Source organism: Pandoraea horticolens (assembly GCF_902459555.1).
GTDB lineage: Bacteria > Pseudomonadota > Gammaproteobacteria > Burkholderiales > Burkholderiaceae > Pandoraea > Pandoraea horticolens.
Genome location: NZ_CABPSM010000029.1, coordinates 1 through 20,299 on the forward strand (window position 1 = coordinate 1; position 20,299 = coordinate 20,299).

A 20,299-nucleotide genomic window follows, 5' to 3' on the forward strand; every position below is an offset into this window, starting at 1 on the left:
CTCGCGAGTTCCGGCGCTCGATGGATTCAGCAACCTTAGTGTGACGCTGTGTCCGGTATTACAGGGGCAACTCCACCAAGAGTTCGATACCAGTTCCGCCAAAACGTTGGTTGGCTTGTTCTGATATAGCTTCAGGCCTAAATGTTCTATGACGTTGTGCGCAAACCGAAGAGTGAGTGGCTGCGAGTTAGAAGCTGGTTGATTCACATGGTCCCCCGTTGTATTGGCATAGTCGATCCCATGGAGTGATTAACTAGGCTATCCCCTTGTTGCGCTTGAACGACGCGTAGCTGCGAGCTTGTCACGGTGACGCCGTGGGAGTACATCGCGCAAAGCACATCGAGCGTTTATTCCTACACTTTGCCATATTTTACGAGATAGACGTTTCGCTATCGGAGCGTCTCCCGGCGTGGCCGGGCCGCGCTGTCGTGCTGCGCATCGAGTCGCCGATGGCGTCTCGCCCCTTCGGGCTTCCATCGCTGACGCCTTCGGCCCGGCTCGTCGATCCGGGCCTGCGCGCTTCGCTTGCGTGGGGTCTGCGCTATCTGCGGCCGGTTGCCTGTCCAGCCGTCTCTCCTGACTTCATCCCCTTGTCGGCGACTGTAGCCCGCGGCCGTGTGCCGTCAAGGCGCGCCGGGCCGTGTCCTCGGCTGCGCCTGCGGGCCGCACCAACCCGGCGCTTTCCTCCTTGACGGCCCCCGTCCGCGCGCTCCTGACCGTCGCGGGCGATGAACTCAGGAAAGACGGTGGCAACGAGGCCGGCCCAGGTCTCTGCGCCGACCCCACCCGGAAGTCCAAAGCGGGCTCCGAATCTAGGAATCCGGTGGGGTTTCAACAGCCAACCCTTTGTCAGGAGAAAGACCATGCAACTCGCTTCCCGTTTCGCTTCGCGCTCCCCGGTGCTGCGCTCGGAATACCCCTTGTCGGATGACCAAATCCGCGCCGTGGCCCCGTCCATCTTCGCGAACGCCCCGCACGAAAGCCGCTCGCAGCGGTACAGCTACATCCCCACCGCCACCGTGTTGCAGGAACTGCGCGGGGAAGGTTTCGAGCCTTTCATGGTGTGCCAGACCCGCGTGCGGACCGACGACCGCCGCGACTACACCAAGCACATGATCCGGCTGCGCCACGCCAGCCAGATCAACGGACGCGAAGCCAACGAAATCATCCTGCTGAACTCGCATGACGGCACCAGTAGCTATCAGATGCTCGCCGGCATGTTCCGTTTCGTGTGCCAGAACGGCCTCGTTTGCGGCGACACCGTGGCGGACGTGCGCGTACCCCACAAGGGCGACGTAGCCGGACACGTCATCGAAGGCGCTTACGAAGTCTTGCACGGCTTCGACCGGGCGCAGGAATCCCGCGATGCCATGCAGGCCATCACGCTGGACGCCGGGGAATCGGAAGTGTTCGCTCGCGCCGCACTGGCGTTGAAGTACGACGAGGCGACTCCCGCGCCCATCACGGAATCGCAAATCCTGATGCCGCGCCGTCACGATGACAGCCGCCGCGACTTGTGGAGCGTGTTCAACCGCACGCAAGAAAACCTCATCAAAGGCGGCCTGTCCGCCCGCGCCGCGAACGGTCGCCGTCAGACCACGCGCCCGGTGCAGGGCATCGACAACGGCATCCGCCTGAATCGCGCCCTGTGGCTGCTGGCCGATGGCTTGCGCCAGTTGAAAGCCTGATCCCCCACGCGGCAGGGGCAGGCAGCAGCCCTTGCCGCTTCTCTCGCTGCTGCATCCCAACCGCTAGGAGTTGTCACCATGAACGCTGTACTCAAAACCGAAACCGTCGCCCTCGACACCGCCGCGCCGCTGGAAGTGGCCGACCCGACCAAGAACCTGATTCTGGTTCCGCTGTCGCAGTTGTTGCCGCGCCGTTCCAAGCGCAACGCCCGCACGACCCCGCGCCAGTCCATTCCCGAACTGGCCGCGAGCATTGCCCGCGTCGGCCTGCTGCAAAACCTCATCGTCATCCTGTCCGCCGATGGCGAGCAGTACGAAGTCGTCGCAGGCGACCGCCGCTTGACCGCGTTGAAGCTGCTGGCGAAGAAGAAGCGCATCGCCGCCGACTACGAAGTGCCTTGCCTGCTGGTGGCCGACGCGTCCGCTCGCACTGTCAGCCTTGCGGAGAACGTGCAGCGCGAGGCCATGCACCCCGCCGACCAGTTCGCGGCGTTTGCCGCGCTGGTCAAGGAAGGTCGTCCCATCGAAGACATTGCCGCCGACTTCGGCGTGTCCCCGCTGGTGGTGCAACGCCGCCTCAAACTCGCCAACGTCTCGCCGCGCCTGCTGGCCGATTATCGTGCCGGAGCCGCAACGCTGGAACAGTTGATGGCCCTCACCATCACCGACGACCACGCCGCACAGCAAGCCGCGTTCTACGGTGCGCCCGAATGGCAGCGCAGCCCGTCCGCGTTGCGTGAACGCCTGACCGAGCGCGAAATCACCGCTACGCATCCGCTGGTGCGTTTTGTCGGACTGGACACCTACACGCGGGCAGGCGGCGGCATCCGCCGCGACCTGTTCGCGGAAGGCGATGCCGGAACCTACCTGACCGATGCCGCGCTGCTGGAAACGCTGGTGCGCGGCAAGCTGGACGCGCAGGCCGAGGACGTGCGCGCCGAGGGCTGGGCGTGGGTGAAAGCCGTACCGCACATGAGCCACGCCGACCGCCAGACGTTCCAGAATGCGCCGCGCCAGCGCCGCGAACCGAACGCCCGCGAAGCCCGCCGCATCGCTTCGCTGCAAAACCGCCTCGACAAGCTCGATGCCGAACTCGAAGAAGCCTACGACGCCGAGGACGAGGACAAGACCGGGGCGCTGGAACCGCGCCGCGAGCAGGTGGCCGAGGAACTGCAAGCCATCGAAGAAGGCTTGCGCGACTATGCCCCGGAGGTGCGCGCTGTCGCCGGTGCCATCGTTACCATCGACCGCAGCGGCGAGGCCGTGATGCATCGCGGCCTGTTGCGTGAGGCCGAGGCGAAAGCACTGCGCACGCTGGAACGGCTGCGGCAAGGCTTCGCCGGAACCGAAGGCGCGGACGACAACGAAGGCGAGGACGCCGAACCGGTGACGGTCGCGACCAGCCTGTCCGAGCGACTGGCGCAACGGTTGAGCGCGCACCGCACGGCCGCGCTTCAAATCGAAGTGGCCCGGCATCCGCAGGTGGCGCTGGCTGCGCTGGTGCATGGCATGGTGCAGACCGTCTTGCTGGAAAACCACTACGGCCACGACCTGCCGCTTGGCGTGCGCCTGACCGTGCAAGACCGGCTGGAAGGCATGGCCCCAGACTGGCCAGAATCGCCTGCCGCCGTGGCGCTGCGCGAGTTGCAGCAGATCGCGGGCGAGGCATTGCCACAGGACAGCGCTGAACTGTTCGCCGTGCTGTTGGCGAAGCCGCAAGACGAGCTGGTGCGGCTGCTGGCCGTGTGCGCGGCATCGACCGTGGACGTGGTGACGCCCCGCGCCACACAGCGCCAGCCCGGCGCGGAACTGGCGCAGGCCGTGGGGCTGAACATGGCCGCATGGTGGAAGCCGACTGCCGAGGGTTATTTCCGCCATATCGCCAAACCTGCGATTCTGGAAGCGGTCAGCCAGTACGCCCCGGCGCACGTCACGCGCCTGTCGAAGTTGAAGAAGACCGACATTGCCAGCGAAGCGGAACGGCTGGCGGATGGCACCGGCTGGATGCCCGCCGTATTCCAGACCGGGCACCACACGGAGCCGGAAGATGCACCGGATGCGGTAGACGAAGCGGATGCGCCGGAAGATGCCGCCGACGAGGTGGAAGCGCACGCGCTGGCTGCGTGAGGTAGTCGCATCACCCCGGCGCGCAGCAGCGCCGGGGTTTTCTTTCATCCAGAACCGGGCGCGGCAGGTCTGCCGCGCCCGGTTTCAACGTCCACAGCAAAATCGCCCCGTCGCCGCCTTCGACCAGGCGGCGACGGGGCGGGCGCGCAATGGCTTTGCGCGCGGCACAGCAGTCTGCGCCCGCTGGCGCGGGCTAAATTTCGATGGAACCCAGCCATAGCGGCAGGCCTAGCCCAACGGCGGGAATCGGTGCGATACTTTGCCTCGTAAGACCGCGAAAAACGGTTGCGTGCATGCCACGGGCATTCGACAACCGAATACACGTCACCGAGCAGCTTTAGCGAGGTTGGCCAGCGTTCCCCCGACATCTGTCGGCCCTTCTGCGAACTGTCGCGCATTGACGCGAACGCTCGCAGCTACTGGAACGTGCCATGAAAACACACCTCGACTCCTCATTCCCCTCGACATATCCCCGTATCGCCATCGTCGGCGCTGGCCTTGGTGGCTTGACGCTCGCCCGTGTCCTGCGCGTCAACGGCATTCCCGCGACGATCTACGAAGCCGAAGCTTCACCCGATGCGCGAGCGCAGGGCGGCTTGCTGGACATCCACGAATACAACGGCCAGCTCGGGCTGAAGGCCGCGGGCCTCTACGATGCGTTTCTTGCCCTCGCGCTACCGGGCGAGGATGCCAAGCGCGTGGTTAACAGGCACGGCAACGTCCTGCTCGACAAGCCCAGCTCAGGCAGCACGGCCAAACCCGAGGTCGATCGCGGCGCGCTGCGCCGGCTGCTGATCGAGTCCCTGCCTGCTGACGCCATCCAATGGGGCCGCAAGCTCGTGCAGGCGAGTCGCCTTGCCGACGGGCGGCATCAACTGGCTTTCGCCGACGGTTCGACGATCACGGCGGATCTGCTGGTCGGTGCCGACGGCGCTTGGTCGAGGGTTCGTCCACTACTGTCGGCCGCAAAGCCGGCGTACATCGGCACGACCTTCATCGAAACCAATCTCTTTGATGGCGACACGCGATACAAGGCCAGCGCCGAGGCGATCGGCAGCGGCACGCTGATGGCGGTCGAGCCGGGCCGAGGCGTCCTGGCCCACCGTTACGCGAGCGGCGCGCTGCGCACCTATGTGGCGTTGAACAAGCCGGAAGCGTGGATCGGCGCCATCGACTTCAGCCAGCCAACGGTCGCACTGCGTCGCCTTGCCGACGAATTCGAGGGTTGGGCGCCGCCGCTTCTGGCCTTGGTTACCGATAGCGATATCCCGCCGATCGTGCGGCCCATTCATGCCTTGCCGATCGACCATCGTTGGGAGCGCATTGCAGGCGTCACGCTCGTCGGCGATGCGGCCCACCTGATGTCGCCGTTTGCGGGCGAAGGGGCGAACCTCGCCATTCTGGATGGCGCCGAGCTGGGCTTGGCGCTGCGTGATCACTCCGGCGACATCAAGGCGGCACTCGCGGCGTATGAACAGGCGCTTTTTCCGCGCAGCGCCGCCGTCGCCGACCAGACAGCCCAGAACCATCGGCGTTTCTTCGGTGACGACGCGCCCCGGAGCGTGGTCGAACTGTTCTCCGCACATTAGTCGCGGGCTTGCCGCATCGACCGGAAAGCAATCGGTGCCCGCTGACGCGGGCAACATTTTGACGGCGCCCCGCCGCAAGGGGCGACGCTTGTGGGGTTACGCCCCGGCTTGCTGCGGCAGGTTGTGCCAAAGCGTGCCGTCCTCGACGCTGACGGTTCGCCGTCTGGTCGTCACGAAAGACGATTCACCGACATGCCGCCCGGCCTCGCCCTATGGAGCTTTCACGCCACGCCTCAAGCACGTCGCCGCAAGCGGCGGCGAGGGGCATTCTCGACTGTCGTTAGAGTGTTGGCTTTGCCCGCGTCATGGCACGAGCCGGTGCAGCCGTCACGCGGGGATACCGAGTCAGCCACATCTCCTTTCGGGAGAGGGCGGCCTGTGCGTCCTTGGCTTGTCGTGAATCCTGGCGAGGGCACGGCTGCGCCTTGGGCTTCATGGCCGCAAACTTCCAGCGAAAACAATTTCCCCTGCGCTGCGCGCATTCCTCGCGGGACAAATTCTTTTCGCTTCCAGGTTCTCCACGCTGTTGCGACCGCTGCGCGGTGCGACCCACCCATCCCCCGCCGGCCGGTTCACAACAAGGACGCACTGGCGCGACCTTGTTCAACCCGAAAGGAGAAACATCATGGCTAACATCGGCACCTTCACCGCAGAGAAAGACGGCTTCACCGGCACGCTCCGCACCCTGACGCTCAACGTCAAGGTCAAGCTAATTCCTAACGACAAGGGCGACAGCGAGAGCGCCCCAGACTTCCGCCTCCAGGCGGGCGGCCACGACATCGGCGCCGCGTGGAAGAAAGTCAGCAAGGCCGAACGGCCCTACGTGTCCGTGACCCTCGACGATCCTTCGTTCCCGGCAACGGTCTACGCCCGCCTGATCGAAGGCGAGAATGGCACGCACGACCTGATCTGGTCGCGCAGCAAGCCGCAGCAGGCGGACTAACCACCACCACCGCGCCCCGTCCATTGCGGCGGGGCGTCGTGCTGCTGGCGCAGCACATCACGCAAGCGCCTACGGCGCGTCGCGTTCCTTCAAGACGGCCTCAAGCTCCTGGCGCACCTGCGCCAGAATCTGCTCGGCCTTGCGCGTGCTGTCGCCGGCATAGGCCAGCATCAGCAGCGTAAGCGGATGCACTTCCATGACCTCGCATAGCTCGGTCAGCTTGTGCATGGTCGGGCTTTTCAAGTCGCGCTCCAGCGAACTCATGTAGGTACGGCTGGACACGTCGGAGAACGCTTCCTGGCTTAAGCCGCGCGCTTTCCTGACTGTCCGTATCGCCGTCGCCAATGAGTGTTTCGCTGCCACCAACTTGGTTTCCCCTAGAAAACCAAGATGACATCCCATTGAACACGATAGGGCTACAATCTAAAGTGTTCATTTCTGGCTGACTGACTCGCTTTCGTGTTTATACGGAAATCCGCATTGACGGATTTCGCCAGAACCGGGAAGTCGCATCTGTGTCTTATCAGACCTGCACAATTCCGCTTTCGCTTTTCCGTGCATGTACGGATTCGATGGCTTGCGCCTTCGTGCTTCTGCACGAAAGCACGCATCCGCTTCGGCTGTTCCGTGCCTTGTCGGCAAAGCGTGTCCGTGCATCTCCGGTTTCGTGGGGTTTCTCAGGCCATGACCCAACCACTCACCAGCATTGACGAACGCGCGCAACTACTCGCCAACGGGGTGGTGCGCGCCGCCGGCCAGGGTATCGATCCGATGCCGGTGGTGCGGCTGTTCACGCCGGACGCGCACGCGGTCTGGCTGCTGGCCGCGCTCGACCCCGCCGACGGCGATACCGCCTGGGGACTGATTGACCTCGGCATCGGAATGCCGGCGCTGGGGACGGTCAAGCTGTCTGACCTGGCCAGCATCATCGGGCCGCAGCAACGGCCCGTCCTGCGTGATCTGTATTTCCACGCCTCGCGGCCACTATCGGAGTACGTCAGGCTGGCGCAGCGTGACGGCTCCATTCCCGACTAAACGGGGCGCATTGTGTCTTTCTCGGTCTAGCTCAAGACGGCTGCGGTCTGGATCGGCGCTCTTGCACCAGTCGGGTGCGACCCTGACCGAAAGAGACAGGATGCGTGGCGTGACTTGAGGCAGGGTGTCCGATGCCGCGCTCCCATTCCGGGCTGCGCAGCCGTCGCATTCGGACGACCCTTGCAAGGGTTCGGAGCCAATCGGTCTTGACCACTACCCGCGTATCCCGCCTCGATGCCGATTTACCGATGAGGCCGTAGCTCCTGTTTCTCGACGCCCGTGGCGACGTTCCTGCTCGACAGGAGGTTGCGTCATGGCCGATCGAAGCGCCGATGCCTGGTATCCCACCGCTGCGTATCTGTACGTGTTGCATCTCGACGGCCCCGCGCTGGCCTGGGAATACCTGCGCCGCCATCCCGACTACCGGCACGACTGGCTGCGCCGTCGCCGCCAGCCGGAGGCGGCGCACGCCTGGGGTCTTCGCCTGCTGGAAGACCCGGCACTGGATGCACGCGACGCGCATCCCGACTGGTTCCCCGATCACAGAGGCGTGCTCCAGCTCTACCCGGATGCCGACCCGCCGCCGGAGGCCGACGCCTTCGAGTTCTGGCACATCCCCGGCCACAAGCATCTGCTCCACGATGGCAAACGCCTCGTGCTGACCGCAAGCTGGCCCGGCTGCTGCGTGCGGCTCGCACTCGCCCCGGGCCTAGCCGATGGCATGGCCTACCTCTATGCCGTCCGTGCGTGCGCCGCGCCTTGCGCGAGCTACCGCACGATCACGGCCGAGCTGGACAAGCTGGACAAGCTGGACAAGCTGGACAAGCTGGACAAGCTGGCGGAGGTGGTGGACGCAGCCGTGCCTGCGGCAGCGGCCCGCTCGCGGCCTACGCCGGCCGCGCTGCTGGAACTGCACACCGTGCAAGCACTCGACGCAGCCCTTGCGGGCGCGTCCTTGCGCGAAACGGCCGAAGGGTTGTTCGGCGCCGAGGCCGTCGCCGCCGGTTGGTATGCCGACGGCGGCTTACGCTCGCGCGTGCGCCGCCTGGTGCGACGCGGCCAGTCACTGATGCGCGGCGGCTACCGCCGTCTTGCACAGGTCGATTGACCTGCACAGGGTCGTTTGGCCTGCACGGCAAAACGACCCTCTGCGCAACGCATCGCTATCTTGAGACTGACTCCATCCGGCTGCGCTGGTGCCGCCGGCGTTTCTGACCGATGGAGGTTCATCCGATGCGTCCCGCTCCCTTGCGGCCTGCCGCCGCTGCCGTCGCTACGACCCCGCAACCCCAACGCTACCTCACCAACGACGAAGCCGCCGAGTACCTGCGGCTATCGCCGCGCACGCTGGAAAAGCAGCGCGTGATCGGCAATGGGCCGAAGTTTCGCAAATTCGGCCGCCGCGTCATGTACGCCGCGGCCGACCTCGATGCCTGGGCCGACCAGCGCAGCTACGAAACCACCTCCGATCCCGAATATGCCGAGCATCACCCGGCTGATAGCCGTGCGCGCTGATCGGTGGCTCGCCGGTGGCCGTCGCCATGTCCAGCCCATCGCGGGAGCGAGAACAGCTCGACCTGTTCCGTGCCTTGCCGGGCGACATGGCGCCGCGCGACAGCCAGGACTTGATGGCCTTTCCGTTCTTCTCGCTGGCGAAGTCGCGGCGCACGGCGCCGATCGACTTTCGCAGTGGCAACGTCACGATCCGCGTGGAGGGGACACAGGAACACGGCATAGCGACCATCTGGGACGCGGACGTGCTTATTTGGGCGGCCTCGCAGATCGTCGAAGCGCGCGACGCGGGCCTGCGGCCGTCGCGCCTGATCCACGCCACGCCCTACGAGATCCTGCGCTTCATCGGGCGCGGCGTGTCGCTGCGCGACTACCAGCGCCTCAAGGCCGCGCTCGACCGGCTGCAATCGACCACAGTAGCCACGTCCATCCGCGAGACGACCGGGCGACGGCTGCATCGCTTCTCGTGGATCAACGAGTGGAAGGAACTGGCCGACGCCCACGGCACACCGCTGGGCATCGAGCTGATCCTGCCGGACTGGTTCTATGCCGGCGTGCTCGACGCTGCCTTGGTGCTGACCATCGACCCGGCGTATTTCCGGCTCACCGGCGGCATCGAGCGATGGCTGTACCGGCTAGTGCGCAAGCACGGCGGCAAGCAGTCGCACGGCTGGCAATTCGACTTCCGGCACCTGCACAAGAAATCCGGCAGTACGGCGAAGCCCTACGACTTCGCCTGCGACCTGCGCGCGCTGGTCGCACGGCAGTCGCTGCCCGGCTACGTGCTCGGCATCGAGCGGATGCCGGACGACGGAACCGAATTGCTGACCTTCCGGCCCGTGCCGTTCACGGCACGGGGATAACTCGGGGACAACGTGTGGACGGCCTCGTGCTATCAGGCGTGCCGGGTATCATGCTATCAGGCGTGTCCCTATCGTGCTATCAGGCGTGCGAAATCGCCGGAAAGCCAATAACGGCGCGGGTTTCGGCGCTCTCTAACTTACCTAACTTAAAAGCTCTAACTTTTGGTAAGAGCGCGCCGTTTCGGTGGACAACTGCCAAACGGCACCACGCGCAACCGCGAAAGCCCGGCTTTCCAACACGGAGGGCCGCGCCATGATCGTTGCTCTGCTCAACCAGAAAGGCGGCGTCGGCAAGACCACGCTCGCCACCCACATCGCCGGCGAACTGGCGATGCGTGGGCAATCGGTCATCCTGCTGGATGCTGACCCGCAAGGCTCTGCATTGGACTGGACGCAGCGCAGAAGCCAGCAAGGCTTACCGCGGCTGTTCAGTGCCGTGGGCCTTGCCCGCGAGACGCTGCACCAGGAAGCGCCGGAACTGGCTCGCCGTGCCGATCACGTCGTCATCGACGGCCCGCCGCGCATCGCCGCCCTGGCGCGCTCCGCGCTGCTGGCGGCCGAGCGCGTGCTGATTCCGGTGCAGCCCAGCCCCTACGACTTGTGGGCCTCGTCCGAGATGGTGGCGCTGATCCGTGAGGCGCAGGTATTCCGGCCTGCGCTACGCGCGGCCTTTGTCGTCAATCGGCGCGTCAGCACCACCATCATCGGCCGCGAGGCGCACAACGCGCTCGCCGACCAGCCGTTGCCGGCGCTGTGCTCGGACGTGCATCAGCGCATCGTGTTCGCCGATAGCGTGGCCGCTGGCCGGCTTGCACGCGAGACGGCGCCTGACAGCGCCGCCGCGCGCGAGATCGCGGCGCTCACCGACGAGCTGCTGCGGTGGCCGACATGAGCCAGCGCAATGGCAAGCGCGTCGGCATCGGCGCACGTCCGCCGGCGAACCCGCACGCCGAGGCGTGGGTTCGCCAGGGTGACGCCGATGGCATCCAGAAAGGCGACCTCTACACCGCACGTCTGACTCTCGACATTACGCCCGCAATGCGGGCGCGCATCAAGGTATCGGCGTTCACGCAAGGCGCGACCGTGGCCGAACTGCTGCGCGCACTGCTGGAACGTGAGTTCCCGGAGAAGACCCCATGAACGCATCCACTCTGGCGGCCACGGTTGCTGCATCGACTACGACAGCGCCATCGCTCGCGGTGCTCGCCGGTCAGGCCGGCATCGCACCGCTGACCCGCGTTTCGCTGGCCTATATCGAGCAGCGCATCGACGTGTATCTGCGCTTCGGCGAGCCGGCGCGCATCATCCGGCTCGACCGCTGGCGCCGTGTCGCCGTGTTCCTGCCGCGCGCCATGTTCTGCCGCATTCGCTGGCACGCCAACGACTACGGCACGATCCGCTGGCAGCTCATGGTGATGCAGGCTTGCACGCCGCTGGATGCGGCGCAGCGCATCCCCGGCGTGCTGCCGGGTGCGCGCTTGCTGCTGCACGCCGAGGGAGAACCCGCCGTGCGCGCGGTGCTGGCGCAGCTCGACGCCATCGAAGCGCAAGGCATTGCACCCGCCGACGTGTCGCCCGCGTACTGGCGCACGCTTGGCAATCGGCTCGCTGCACGCCTGCCGTTGCCCGCGTACACCGCCGAGCGGCACGCGGCCTGGCTGGCCGGGAGGTCGCTGCCATGACGACCATTTCCCCATCCGGCACCGCGACGCATCCTCGTTCGCGCTTGCGCGCTCGCATCGTACTGGCAGGCCTGTCCGCCTGCGGCTTCGCTGCGCTGGCCTGGACGTCCTTCCTGCCAGACACCATGCGGCCGCTGCCGCGTCTGACCTACAACCCGTCCGACAGCGTGGCGGTCGGCTGGTATCGCATCGACCCGCTCGACCATCGGGCCGGCTCGCTGCCACGTCCGTTGTCCGTGGACAGCATCGTGCTCGTCCCGCTGCCGGCCGATGCTGCTGCGTTGGCCGCGAAGCGCGGCTACCTGCCGACGCGCGTGCCGTTGCTCAAGCGCATCGGTGCGGTCGCGCCGCAGGAGGTGTGCATCGTCGGTCGCAGCGTGCGCATCGACGGCGTGCCGATGGCCGCAGTGCTGCCCGCTGATCGCATCGGCCGTCCGCTGCCATCCTGGCAGCAATGCCGCCGCCTCGAACCGGGCGAGCTGTTCCTGTTGAGCGTGACCAATCCTGCGTCGTTCGACAGTCGCTACTTCGGGCCGATTGCTGCTTCCACAGTGATCGGTGTTGCGCATCCGGTCTGGCTGGAGACACGCCGATGATGGCCGCTGATTCGCTGCATAGCGTTGTGCATTCGATCGTGCCATCCGGCGTGTCGTTCCGCTGGCCGTCGCCGTGTCGTCGCGCGTGTCATGCGAGCGCATCCGCGCCGCATGTCGCGCAACATCCGGCGACGCTTTCCCCCGTGCAGGCATCTTGCCTTGAACGCGCCCGGCCTCTGGCCGTGGCCGCGTTCCCCGGCGTGCTGGCTGCGAGCAGCGCAGCGCCGCCGGGCCGCCGATGCTCGGAGCGTCAGCGCAGGGCGAAGGCGGAAGGCAAGATAAAAGGTCGCGGCACATGGCCGCTTGAAAACCTTGTCTGCACATGGGGGTGGCGCGGCACGCGCCACGGGGCGGCAGCGTGCCGCGAAGGTGTGCCATGCCGCTTCGGCCTTGGCGGAATCGCGTGCTTCGTCCGCTGGACTGCGCCGGTCTTGGATGGAGCCACGCCATGAGCCAGCGCGACGATGACCGATTCCGTGTCCGGCCTGGCGCTCCGAAACAGCGCGGCGATGCCTTCGTCAACAAGGTGCTGCGGCAGGCCAATAAGGCCGGCGCGAAGCTCGGCAAGGCGGTCGGAAAGGTCGGCCAGCGACCCGGTTCCCGATTGGGGCGCGGCCACGTTGCGGCGCGCTTCGCTGGGCGCTCGCTGACAGCCAACGCGCGGCGCGTGACGATCAAGGCGCGGCTGGTAAATCTGGCGAAGGCCGGGCCACGCTCGACTGCCGCGCACCTGCGCTACATCGAGCGCGAAGGCGTCGATCGCCAAGGCGGGCCGGGCCACGCCTACGGGCCGGCGACCGATGATGCCGACCTTGAAGCGTTCAAGGAACGCGGCGAAAGCGACCGCCACCAGTTTCGTTTCATCGTCTCGCCGGAGGATGCCGAACAGCTCGACGACCTGCGCACCTACACGCGGCACCTGGTGGCGCGCATGGAGGCCGACCTGGGTACGCGGTTGGAGTGGGTCGCGGTCGATCACTGGAACACCGACAACCCGCACACGCACGTCGTCCTGCGCGGCAAGGACGACACTGGCAAAGACCTCATCATTTCCCACGACTACATTGCCGAGGGGATGCGTCGCCGGGCGTCGGAATTGGCGACCGAATGGCTGGGGCCGCGCACCGAGCTGGAGATGCAGCGCGCCATGCAGCGCGAGGTGGAACAGGAGCGATGGACGGGCCTGGATCGCACCTTGCAGCGCGAGGCCGGCGACGATGGACTGGTGCGCGTCGAACGCTTCGCCGAACCCCGACTGCAACGCCAGCGGCAAGTGCTGATCGGGCGCCTGCAACGATTGCAGCGCATGGGCCTGGCGACCGAGCCGCAGCCCGGTACGTGGGCCGTCCACGCCGAGGCCGAGCCAACGTTGCGGGCGATGGGCGAGCGTGGCGACATCATCCGCACGATGCAGCGGGCCATGAGCGGCAAGCAGCGCGAACTGGCCGTGTTCCAGCCCGGCGAAGACGGTCGCGCCGTTGTTGGCCGCGTCGTCGGCAAGGGGCTGGCCGACGAGCTGTACGACAAGGGCTATCTGATCGTCGATGGCACCGACGGTAAGGCGCACTACGTCGCGCTGCCACCGCGCGCCGAGCTGGAGCAGTACTCGACTGGCGCCGTGGTGGAGGTAAAAGGCGCGGCCGACGTGCGCGCCGCCGACCGCAACATCGCCGCGCTCGCCGTCGATGGCGTGTACCGCACCGATCATCACCTGGCCGTCGCCCGAGGTCAGGCGACGCCCGACCGCGACCCGCGTGAGGTGGTGGCTGCGCATGTGCGACGGCTCGAAGCTCTGCGTCGTGCCGGTATCGTGGAGCGCGAGGCCGAAGGTGTCTGGCGCGTGCCCGGCAACTTGGCCGAGCGAGGCCGTCAGTACGATGCGCAGCGCCTTGGCGGCGGCGTGGCGGTAGAGCTGAAATCGCACCTGCCCATCGAGCAGCAGGCCCGTGTGATCGGTGCCACCTGGCTTGACCAGCAGTTGATCGGCGGCGCCAAGGGGCTGGGCGATCTGGGCTTTGGGGCCGAGGTGAAGGACGCGCTACGCGAGCGTTCGGACTTCCTGGCCGAACAAGGCTTGGCCGAGCAGCGCGGGCAGCGCGTCGTCCTTGTGCGTAACCTGCTGGCAACGCTGCGCGGACGAGAGTTGGCACAGGCCGCGAAGGACATTGCCGCGGAAACCGGCTTGGAGCATCGGCCTGCGGCGGATGGACAGCGCGTGGCCGGCATCTACCGGCGCAGCGTCATGCTCGCCAGCGGGCGCTATGCCTTACTCGATGACGGCATGGGCTTCAGCTTGGTACCGTGGAAGCCGGTGATCGAAACACGACTAGGGCAGCAGCTCGCAGCGACGGTGCGCGGTGGTAGCGTTTCCTGGGAAGTCGGACGACAGCGCGGCCCATCAATTGGTTAACCGACACGCCATCGAGTCTGCGGTTAATTGGCCCAGGCGAATAGAGATAGTTGACGTACGTCTCTGAGGGGACGGTGGATGCGCAGGGTATCTAGCGCTGCCTGGCTTTGACATGCGCTATGACGAAACCAGACACCGACTTCGCTCGCCACACCGTCTCCAGCGTCACCGAAAAGGCCGCGCTGCTAGCCTATTCCGCCGACATCTCGCCGCGCGCCTGACACCAATAGCGATCGGCTCGACGTCCATGCCATTGAGCATCAACCTCTTGGCGTCGCATTTCAACGCCGCGGCAGGACGACTAAATCCGCCGCTTCCTCTGCATCATTCATGAGCGTTTTGCGCAGCGCACCCATCTGCGCACGCATCGTCAGACCTCGGGCAAGGTCGACGGTCTGGCTCGCCCGCACAGCTACGGGAAAGTCGGATGGGATTTCTCCCGCGCTGATCCCGTCGCAGAAACGGCGTTCCACGAGCGCTACGCCGGCAGATGTGGCGTCCTTCAGGAACTGCCTGACCTCAGCGTCGTCCACGAGAGGCGCGACGCACACGAGTAGACATCCTGGCGCCGATCCTTCCTCGGTCGCGGCTTCTACGGCGTGCCTTAGGAAGCTGGCCAGCGAGTCGCGAAGAGTCCGTGGCGAGAAGAGCGCCTTCGCAGCGCGAGCGCCTTTCGCCTCTGCATATGCCCTAAGCGCGCGCAAGAATATTGTGCGCTTGTCTCCGAAGACGGCATACAGGCTAGGCCGACCCACGCCCATCCCGGCGACGAGGTCGTCGATCGTCACCCCGTCGTAACCCTTCGACCAGAACACCTGAGTCGCTTTTTCCAGCGCCCCCTTCTCGTCGAAGCTGCGCGGTCGCCCACGTGGCTTAGCGTTATTTTGAATCATATAGTTCAAAATCCTTGACAGTGACTATTGCGGCAAATATTATACCAAACAGTTCTAAATTAAAGGCAAAAGGAGAGTGCGCATGGAACGTTCGATCGCCTTCGTCACCGGTGCGACCTCCGGGCTCGGTCACGCGGCAGCCCGCCTTCTTGCCGAAGCGGGCTGGCGCGAGATCATCATCACTGGGCGCAGCTTGGCTCAGGTCCAGGAAACCGCCGCACAACTCGCGGCGGAGACCAAACGAAAGGTTTTCACGCCGTTGGAGCTGGACCTGGACAAGCCGCTCAGCGTTCAGTCCGCGCTCGCCGAGCTCGTCAAGCGAGGTCGGCCGCTCGATTTCCTGCTGCTCAATGCGGGGATGGTTCCTGGCAAGGCGCGGGTCATCACTGCGGCGGGCATCGAGGCTTCTCAGGCCCCACTGATCGGCCATCATCAACTGACCATCGGGTTGCTCCGCGCCAAGCTGCTGAACGCCAACGCGCGGATCGTTATCGCCAGCGCGGAGCCTGCCCGAGGCGGCGTGCCCATGTTCAAGTACACCGACGCGCCCGCCTTCGCGGACAAATACTTCGGAGGTGACCAAACCGCCGCTGTTGAAGCCCTGATTCGCAACAGGCCGCACGTGAAGTACGCGCCCAACAATGCGTATGCCGACGCGAAGCTCATTGTCGCTTGGTGGGCTGCGGCGCTGGCGCGCCGGCTACCCTCCGGCATGGCCGCGTACGCTGTCTCGCCCGGCGCGTCGAACGCCACCAATGTGGCGCGAAACGCTGGACCGTTGTTGAAGTATCTGATGATTCCAATCGTGAATCTCATTCCCGGCATGAATCAGACGCCGGAGACCGCGGCCCGTCGCTACCTCCAAGCGTCGGAGTTCGGAACCGACGTCTCAGGGCAATTCTTCGCCTCGGCCCAAGGAAAATTCTCAGGCCCGATGGAGGCGCAGCCCCAGCCACACCTCCACGATGGCGCCAACCAGGAAGCCGCTTGGCAGGCCGTCGTCAATGTCTCCGGCGTCGACTTGCCCCACCCAGAATGGCTGAGAGAGGTGTCCGGAAGGAGCCCCGGTTACGGCCAAATTGTCGCGTGATTCGATTGGCAGGTGACTGTTGGGCTGCGGGATCCTCCACGAGGGCCTACGGTATTTTGAAATAAATAGTTCAAAACTAAATCTTCAGTCCCTCTGCATCTAATTTTTGTACAAAGTAGTTCAATATTAACAGGCGACTCAGCGTCGTGAAGGAGAAATCATGAAAAAGTACGACGGGAAACGGGCAGTGATCCTTGGCGGCACCAGTGGCATGGGGCTCGCGACAGCAAAGATGCTGATCGACGAAGGCGCTCGCGTTCTGGTGACGGGTCGCTCACAGGCCGGCCTGGATTCCGCGAAGCAAGAGCTTGGGGCGGACGCCATCGTGGTTTCGAGCGACGCGCGGTCGTTGATGGACATCGATGCCCTCGCCGCTCAGGTGAAGACCGAGTTCGACACCATCGACCTGCTTTTCGTCAACGCCGGGTTCAGCATCCCAACGCCTCTCGCGAACGTGACGGAGGACATCTACGACGAGATGTTCAACCTGAACGCCAAGGGCCCGTTCTTTGCAGTCCAGAAGCTCTCGCCGCTGATCAATCGGGGAGGCTCAGTCGTCCTCACGACCTCCGTTGCCAACGTCAAGGGACTGCCGGGCCAGGCCACATACGGAGCCGCCAAGGCTGCGCTGCGGTCGTTCGCCCGAGTGCTCGCCACCGAGCTGCTTCCCCAGGAAATCCGCGTTAACGCGGTGTCGCCCGGCCCCATCGACACGCCGATCCTCGACAAAGTGTTTCCCGATAAGCATGTGGCCGCCCAAGTCAGAGAGAAGACGATCGACATGATCCCGATGAAGCGCTTCGGGACCTCGGAGGAGATCGCGAAGGCCGTCCTCTTCCTCGCGTTCGACGCGACCTTCACGACCGGCCTTGAGATTCCGGTCGATGGCGGCTGGTCGCAACTTTGAGGAGTCCGGGGCAAATGAAGATGAGAAGAATCGTAAGTGCCGAGAGCAAAGCTGGCGTCGTCATGCAAGTGAGCGATGTTCTCGATACCGAGACCGCCGATAGAGTCACCAATATTTGGGGATTCGACAAGATTCCCCAGCTGCCGCTTACGCCTGATCAAGTTCTCGGTGAATACAAGCGGCTTGGGATTTTTGGGCCGAAGGACTCCGTTCGAGTCGATCTCCAAGTCGTTCGCCCCGAGAAAGCGGGCGCGACCGATCTCGGGGCCTTAATGGCCAAAATCGACTTCGGCACCGGGGGAGGCATGACCCAAGGCGAGCATGGTGGCTCAATGCACCGGACCGATACCATCGACCTCGCGGTGGTGCTCAAGGGCGAAGTGGATATCGCCTATCCGGGAGAAGACGGCCAAGTGCACACGACCACCGCCAAAGAGGGCGACTTCTTCGTGCAGAACGGCGCCTTTCACGAATTCCACAACCGCTCGGACGACCCTTGCGTAATCCTCATGTTCGTCTTCGGCGCCGAGAGGAAGGAGGCCTGAGCCACAAGGAACCAACGTGCTGAGTCCTAGCGCGGTCGACACGCTGACGGCCGTCTAGCTCGAAGGATTCCGCGCAGCGCCGACTATTATTTCGAGGAGCCCCTGATGACACACACAGCGAACCATTCGATCCCAGAGCAGGGGAAATTTCGCCGTGCCCTCGCGACTGCCTGGGCCTTCCTGCAAGCCATGGAATCCACCGGTTTCGACTACACACTCGATCGCATCGAACGCTTGGAACAGGAGGTGGGGCGACTGAAGGAGGAATTGCGCCAAAGCCGGGACTCGACGGCAGTCGATGCGCACAAATAAAAAGGAAACAAATGTCCTTATTGAAAAACAAGATCGCCGTCGTCACGGGGGGCAGCAGCGGCATCGGCCTCGCCACCGCCAAGAGGTTCGCTGAAGAGGGCGCCTATGTATTCATCGCCGGCCGCCGTCAGGCCGAGCTTGACAGGGCCGTCGCGGAGATCGGCAAGAACGTCACCGGCGTAAAGACCGACATCTCAAAGCTCGATGACCTTGACCGTTTCTACGAGGCCGTTGCTAAGAAGGGCAAGATCGATGTGATTTTTGCGGGCGCGGCCTTCGTCGAAAAGATGATGACTGCCGTGGTGACACCCGAGCATTTCGACAATACCTTCAACGCCAACGCTCGCGGTACGTATTTTACCGTTCAAAAGGCGCTGCCTTACCTGAATGATGGTGCTTCCATCATCCTCGTAGCGTCCGCCGGGAAGAACAAAGGCCTTCCGGGCCGCAGCACCTACAGCGCCACCAAGGCAGCGCTTCGATCATTAGCTCGGACGTGGACCAGCGAATTCAAGGAACGGAGGATTAGGACAAACGTGTTGAGCCCTGGCGCGGTCGACACGCCGATGTTCGACAACCAGTTCCCATCCAAAGAAGGCGCGGCCGAAGCGAGAAACCAAATCACTGCGATGACGCCTCTGGCACGCTTGGCGCGCCCCGAGGAGATCGCTTCCGCAGCTCTATTCCTCGCCTCGGACCAAAGCAGTTACGTCGCCGGTATAGATCTTCCGGTCGACGGCGGCCTGACGGCTGTCTGACAGAAAAGGACTTGGGCAGATGTGGTTTGTGCGTTAAGGATGCCCGGAGCGCGCGATACCGATATTGAAACGATCAACTGATGAGGCGCCCCAGTGGCCTTGGTATTCGCTTATGGATATACGTCATCTTCGGTGTTTCCTAGCGGTCGCAGAGGAGCTTCACTTTGCGCGGGCCGCCGAGCGATTGCATATCGAGCAGTCGCCACTGTCTCGCGCTATCAAGGAATTGGAAGAAGACCTGGGCGTACAGCTTTTCGTCCGCACTACCCGCAGCACTCGACTGACTCGCGCAGGAAAGCTATTTTTGGAGCACGTGCCGCGTGTATTCACGGCGTTGCAACAGGCGCGTGAGAGCGTGAACGCTGCTGCCAATGGCTTTCATAGCCAGTTACGGGTCGCACTGTCGGACGGCATCCCCCCGTCGGGCTTCTCGACTTTCCTGGCATTGTGCCGCGAAGAAGAACCGGAAATTGAAATACGCCTATTCCAGGTTCCACTGGCACAGCAGGTCAAGGGGCTGCACGACGACCTGTACGACGTAGGTTTTGCTAGGTCGGATGAAGTCGGCGACGGCATCATCGCCGAAGCCGTATGGGACGATCCGTTGATGGTGGCAGTGCCCGCACGACATCCTCTGTTGTCGTACAAACGCATCCCGCTGGAGGAGGTGTTGCGCCATCCGCTGGTGCTTGGAGACCCTCAGGCGTGCGAAGGCTATACGCGGCAAGTTGAACGGCTTCTGCGGCAAGTCGATCAAGAACCGCTGGTTGCCGAACGAGTAGCATCTTTTGACCTGATGATGGCAATGGTGGCGGCTGGCCTCGCTTTGGGTCTGGCTGGCGCGTCGCAGATAGTGGCCAGCCGTGAGCAGGGGGTGGTCGCGCGGCCTTTAGCGGGTCGCACGGCAAAGCTCTCCACCTATTTGCTGCGCCAGGACAATGAGCCTTCGGGTGTGCTGGCTCGCTTCATCGAGAGGACCAACTCTCTTGAATTGTCTACGGCGAAGAAGCCTGCCGGGCTGACTGACCTTGACACTTCGGAGGAAATCGAGCCATGAACAGGATCATGTTGCTTACGTTCGCCCTAGTATTGAGCGCCTGCGGTAAATCTGCTCCAACGAACACAGTGGAATCGTTAGTAGCTCATCCCGATCGTCTGCGTGAAGTCGAGCAGCGATGCGCAAACGTCGACGCTAAAATGGCACCTGACGAATGTAATGCCGCATCAGAAGCGCGGCATCGCTTATTCATGGGCAACGGCCCGCAGTACACACCTCCCAAAGACCCACCAAAGTTCTGAATCGTTGGGCACGCAGCACATTGATTGATTTCGTTGCTGCTTACGCTGTT

The 20,299-nt window shown here is 64.3% G+C and carries 22 protein-coding genes; 20 read left to right on the top strand and 2 right to left on the bottom strand.

Annotated features, from left to right (window positions below):
* Positions 1 to 863 precede the first annotated feature (863 nt).
* The 4 genes from PHO31112_RS25855 to PHO31112_RS25875 all read left to right on the top strand — a co-directional run bounded on the left by PHO31112_RS25855 (position 864) and on the right by PHO31112_RS25875 (position 6,347).
* A complete protein-coding gene (locus tag PHO31112_RS25855; protein WP_150624446.1) occupies positions 864 to 1,688 on the top strand; it encodes a DUF932 domain-containing protein in 825 nt (274 codons plus the stop codon).
* Positions 1,689 to 1,766: 78 nt separating this feature from the next.
* Positions 1,767 to 3,815, top strand: coding sequence for a ParB/RepB/Spo0J family partition protein (locus tag PHO31112_RS25860; RefSeq protein ID WP_150624448.1), 2,049 nt, complete (start codon positions 1,767 to 1,769; stop codon positions 3,813 to 3,815).
* A gap of 431 nt (positions 3,816 to 4,246) precedes the next feature.
* Entirely contained in the window at positions 4,247 to 5,404 is a 1,158-nt protein-coding gene (locus PHO31112_RS25865; RefSeq protein WP_150624450.1) for an FAD-dependent oxidoreductase, read from the top strand.
* 625 nt (positions 5,405 to 6,029) lie between these two features.
* Positions 6,030 to 6,347, top strand: coding sequence for a DUF736 domain-containing protein (locus tag PHO31112_RS25875; RefSeq protein WP_150624454.1), 318 nt, complete (start codon positions 6,030 to 6,032; stop codon positions 6,345 to 6,347).
* A gap of 69 nt (positions 6,348 to 6,416) precedes the next feature.
* Here the strand turns inward: PHO31112_RS25875 and PHO31112_RS25880 are convergent, their stop codons facing one another.
* Entirely contained in the window at positions 6,417 to 6,710 is a 294-nt protein-coding gene (locus tag PHO31112_RS25880) for a helix-turn-helix domain-containing protein (RefSeq protein ID WP_150624456.1), read from the bottom strand.
* A gap of 321 nt (positions 6,711 to 7,031) precedes the next feature.
* Between PHO31112_RS25880 and PHO31112_RS25890 the strand changes: the two genes are divergently transcribed.
* From PHO31112_RS25890 to PHO31112_RS25940, 9 genes are all read left to right on the top strand, one after another.
* Positions 7,032 to 7,382 carry a DUF2958 domain-containing protein gene (locus PHO31112_RS25890; RefSeq protein ID WP_150624460.1) on the top strand — a complete coding sequence of 117 codons (351 nt, stop codon included), beginning with the start codon at positions 7,032 to 7,034 and terminating at the stop codon, positions 7,380 to 7,382.
* A 313-nt stretch (positions 7,383 to 7,695) separates the two neighbouring features.
* Positions 7,696 to 8,490, top strand: coding sequence for a DUF7011 domain-containing protein (locus tag PHO31112_RS25895; protein WP_150624462.1), 795 nt, complete (start codon positions 7,696 to 7,698; stop codon positions 8,488 to 8,490).
* A gap of 125 nt (positions 8,491 to 8,615) precedes the next feature.
* Positions 8,616 to 8,897 carry a helix-turn-helix transcriptional regulator gene (locus PHO31112_RS25900; RefSeq protein ID WP_150624464.1) on the top strand — a complete coding sequence of 94 codons (282 nt, stop codon included), beginning with the start codon at positions 8,616 to 8,618 and terminating at the stop codon, positions 8,895 to 8,897.
* A 26-nt stretch (positions 8,898 to 8,923) separates the two neighbouring features.
* Positions 8,924 to 9,757: a replication initiator protein A gene (locus tag PHO31112_RS25905; RefSeq protein WP_150624466.1), complete on the top strand. Its 834-nt coding sequence runs from the start codon at positions 8,924 to 8,926 to the stop codon at positions 9,755 to 9,757.
* 253 nt (positions 9,758 to 10,010) lie between these two features.
* Entirely contained in the window at positions 10,011 to 10,649 is a 639-nt protein-coding gene (parA, locus tag PHO31112_RS25915) for a ParA family partition ATPase (RefSeq protein ID WP_150624470.1), read from the top strand.
* Positions 10,646 to 10,897 carry a chromosome partitioning protein ParB gene (locus tag PHO31112_RS25920; protein WP_150624472.1) on the top strand — a complete coding sequence of 84 codons (252 nt, stop codon included), beginning with the start codon at positions 10,646 to 10,648 and terminating at the stop codon, positions 10,895 to 10,897. Before parA ends, PHO31112_RS25920 begins: the two co-directional genes overlap by 4 nt.
* A complete protein-coding gene (locus tag PHO31112_RS25925; RefSeq protein ID WP_150624474.1) occupies positions 10,894 to 11,439 on the top strand; it encodes a DUF2840 domain-containing protein in 546 nt (181 codons plus the stop codon). The genes PHO31112_RS25920 and PHO31112_RS25925 overlap by 4 nt, the downstream gene beginning before the upstream one ends.
* A complete protein-coding gene (locus PHO31112_RS25930) occupies positions 11,436 to 12,035 on the top strand; it encodes a S26 family signal peptidase (RefSeq protein ID WP_150624476.1) in 600 nt (199 codons plus the stop codon). Before PHO31112_RS25925 ends, PHO31112_RS25930 begins: the two co-directional genes overlap by 4 nt.
* A gap of 448 nt (positions 12,036 to 12,483) precedes the next feature.
* Positions 12,484 to 14,445 carry a relaxase/mobilization nuclease and DUF3363 domain-containing protein gene (locus PHO31112_RS25940; RefSeq protein ID WP_150624480.1) on the top strand — a complete coding sequence of 654 codons (1,962 nt, stop codon included), beginning with the start codon at positions 12,484 to 12,486 and terminating at the stop codon, positions 14,443 to 14,445.
* A 281-nt stretch (positions 14,446 to 14,726) separates the two neighbouring features.
* On the opposite strand, the gene PHO31112_RS25945 is transcribed toward PHO31112_RS25940, so the two are convergent.
* Entirely contained in the window at positions 14,727 to 15,338 is a 612-nt protein-coding gene (locus PHO31112_RS25945; RefSeq protein ID WP_150624482.1) for a TetR/AcrR family transcriptional regulator, read from the bottom strand.
* A gap of 82 nt (positions 15,339 to 15,420) precedes the next feature.
* Here PHO31112_RS25945 and PHO31112_RS25950 point away from each other — a divergent pair, with 82 nt between their 5' ends.
* The 7 genes from PHO31112_RS25950 to PHO31112_RS25980 all read left to right on the top strand — a co-directional run bounded on the left by PHO31112_RS25950 (position 15,421) and on the right by PHO31112_RS25980 (position 20,249).
* Positions 15,421 to 16,428 carry an SDR family NAD(P)-dependent oxidoreductase gene (locus PHO31112_RS25950; RefSeq protein ID WP_150624484.1) on the top strand — a complete coding sequence of 336 codons (1,008 nt, stop codon included), beginning with the start codon at positions 15,421 to 15,423 and terminating at the stop codon, positions 16,426 to 16,428.
* A gap of 160 nt (positions 16,429 to 16,588) precedes the next feature.
* Positions 16,589 to 17,335, top strand: a complete 747-nt coding sequence (locus PHO31112_RS25955; protein WP_150624486.1) for an SDR family oxidoreductase — start codon at positions 16,589 to 16,591, stop codon at positions 17,333 to 17,335.
* A 14-nt stretch (positions 17,336 to 17,349) separates the two neighbouring features.
* Positions 17,350 to 17,880, top strand: coding sequence for a cupin domain-containing protein (locus PHO31112_RS25960; protein WP_150624488.1), 531 nt, complete (start codon positions 17,350 to 17,352; stop codon positions 17,878 to 17,880).
* A gap of 105 nt (positions 17,881 to 17,985) precedes the next feature.
* Positions 17,986 to 18,192, top strand: a complete 207-nt coding sequence (locus PHO31112_RS25965; protein ID WP_150624490.1) for a hypothetical protein — start codon at positions 17,986 to 17,988, stop codon at positions 18,190 to 18,192.
* Between the two features lie 11 nt (positions 18,193 to 18,203).
* Complete coding sequence (locus PHO31112_RS25970) at positions 18,204 to 18,950, top strand: SDR family NAD(P)-dependent oxidoreductase (RefSeq protein WP_150624492.1); 747 nt, start codon at positions 18,204 to 18,206, stop codon at positions 18,948 to 18,950.
* Positions 18,951 to 19,062: 112 nt separating this feature from the next.
* A complete protein-coding gene (locus tag PHO31112_RS25975) occupies positions 19,063 to 20,007 on the top strand; it encodes a LysR family transcriptional regulator (protein ID WP_150624514.1) in 945 nt (314 codons plus the stop codon).
* Positions 20,008 to 20,015: 8 nt separating this feature from the next.
* On the top strand, positions 20,016 to 20,249 hold the full coding sequence (locus PHO31112_RS25980) for an EexN family lipoprotein (RefSeq protein ID WP_246178577.1): 234 nt from the start codon (positions 20,016 to 20,018) through the stop codon (positions 20,247 to 20,249).
* Positions 20,250 to 20,299 lie beyond the last annotated feature (50 nt).

Coding starts and splice junctions, on each gene's coding strand:
- PHO31112_RS25855 (WP_150624446.1), top strand. CDS start 864: ATGCAACTCGCTTCCCGTTTCGCTTCGCGCTCCCCGGTGCTGCGCTCG.
- PHO31112_RS25860 (WP_150624448.1), top strand. CDS start 1,767: ATGAACGCTGTACTCAAAACCGAAACCGTCGCCCTCGACACCGCCGCG.
- PHO31112_RS25865 (WP_150624450.1), top strand. CDS start 4,247: ATGAAAACACACCTCGACTCCTCATTCCCCTCGACATATCCCCGTATC.
- PHO31112_RS25875 (WP_150624454.1), top strand. CDS start 6,030: ATGGCTAACATCGGCACCTTCACCGCAGAGAAAGACGGCTTCACCGGC.
- PHO31112_RS25890 (WP_150624460.1), top strand. CDS start 7,032: ATGACCCAACCACTCACCAGCATTGACGAACGCGCGCAACTACTCGCC.
- PHO31112_RS25895 (WP_150624462.1), top strand. CDS start 7,696: ATGGCCGATCGAAGCGCCGATGCCTGGTATCCCACCGCTGCGTATCTG.
- PHO31112_RS25900 (WP_150624464.1), top strand. CDS start 8,616: ATGCGTCCCGCTCCCTTGCGGCCTGCCGCCGCTGCCGTCGCTACGACC.
- PHO31112_RS25905 (WP_150624466.1), top strand. CDS start 8,924: ATGTCCAGCCCATCGCGGGAGCGAGAACAGCTCGACCTGTTCCGTGCC.
- parA (WP_150624470.1), top strand. CDS start 10,011: ATGATCGTTGCTCTGCTCAACCAGAAAGGCGGCGTCGGCAAGACCACG.
- PHO31112_RS25920 (WP_150624472.1), top strand. CDS start 10,646: ATGAGCCAGCGCAATGGCAAGCGCGTCGGCATCGGCGCACGTCCGCCG.
- PHO31112_RS25925 (WP_150624474.1), top strand. CDS start 10,894: ATGAACGCATCCACTCTGGCGGCCACGGTTGCTGCATCGACTACGACA.
- PHO31112_RS25930 (WP_150624476.1), top strand. CDS start 11,436: ATGACGACCATTTCCCCATCCGGCACCGCGACGCATCCTCGTTCGCGC.
- PHO31112_RS25940 (WP_150624480.1), top strand. CDS start 12,484: ATGAGCCAGCGCGACGATGACCGATTCCGTGTCCGGCCTGGCGCTCCG.
- PHO31112_RS25945 (WP_150624482.1), bottom strand. CDS start 15,338: ATGATTCAAAATAACGCTAAGCCACGTGGGCGACCGCGCAGCTTCGAC.
- PHO31112_RS25950 (WP_150624484.1), top strand. CDS start 15,421: ATGGAACGTTCGATCGCCTTCGTCACCGGTGCGACCTCCGGGCTCGGT.
- PHO31112_RS25955 (WP_150624486.1), top strand. CDS start 16,589: ATGAAAAAGTACGACGGGAAACGGGCAGTGATCCTTGGCGGCACCAGT.
- PHO31112_RS25960 (WP_150624488.1), top strand. CDS start 17,350: ATGAAGATGAGAAGAATCGTAAGTGCCGAGAGCAAAGCTGGCGTCGTC.
- PHO31112_RS25965 (WP_150624490.1), top strand. CDS start 17,986: ATGACACACACAGCGAACCATTCGATCCCAGAGCAGGGGAAATTTCGC.
- PHO31112_RS25970 (WP_150624492.1), top strand. CDS start 18,204: ATGTCCTTATTGAAAAACAAGATCGCCGTCGTCACGGGGGGCAGCAGC.
- PHO31112_RS25975 (WP_150624514.1), top strand. CDS start 19,063: ATGGATATACGTCATCTTCGGTGTTTCCTAGCGGTCGCAGAGGAGCTT.
- PHO31112_RS25980 (WP_246178577.1), top strand. CDS start 20,016: ATGTTGCTTACGTTCGCCCTAGTATTGAGCGCCTGCGGTAAATCTGCT.